We start from the raw sequence: 668 nt of genomic DNA on the forward strand, positions 1-668 counted from the left end.
AACCGGGGATCTGGTCCGTGCGGACCTTCGACCGCAACGACACGGTCGCCGACTCGGACTGGCTGGCCGCCCGCACCGCGCCCGGCGCCACCGACGAGGAGAAGGCCGCGGCCGCGGCGTCGCTGGCACACGCCGGCACACCGACGACCGCGCGGCTCGACGCCCTCGGCCGCACGGTCGAGACCGTCGAACGCAACGGCACGGCCGACCTGGTGACCACCACCGTCTTCGACATCGACGGGCGGGTGCTGTCGGTGACCGACCCGCGTGGGGTCGTCGTGGCGACCCACGGTTACGACCTGCTCGGCCGCCCACTCGTCACGACCAGCCCGGACGCCGGGACCAGCCGGACGATGCCGGACGCGCTGGGACGGCCGTTACGCGAGTGGCACGGCTGCGGCCCGTGGACGCCGGCGGCGGCGCCGTACGAGGTGCGGGCCCGCCCGGAGTACGACCTGTTCGGCCGCCCGGTGCGGACCTGGGTGCGCGACACCACCCTCCCCGCCCCAGCGCCTATCGGCCCGTCTCCCGATGGCCCGGTGGGCGCCGGGGCGGTCGGTGGGGGACCGGCCGCCGGGCAGCTGGCGGCGCCGGGCGAGGTCTGCCGGTCGGTCATCGGCTACGGCGACGACGACCCGGCCGCCGCCGGCCCCCGCTACCTGCTCGGC

Annotated in this window: 1 protein-coding gene; it reads left to right on the forward strand. The window is 77.1% G+C overall.

The window, feature by feature from the left end:
* Positions 1-17 precede the first annotated feature (17 nt).
* Positions 18-668: hypothetical protein (locus AC5LUJ_RS14485; protein WP_493465095.1), on the forward strand; the 651-nt coding region annotated here is incomplete at its 3' end.

Source organism: Protofrankia sp. CiP1_Cm_nod3 (assembly GCF_982290655.1).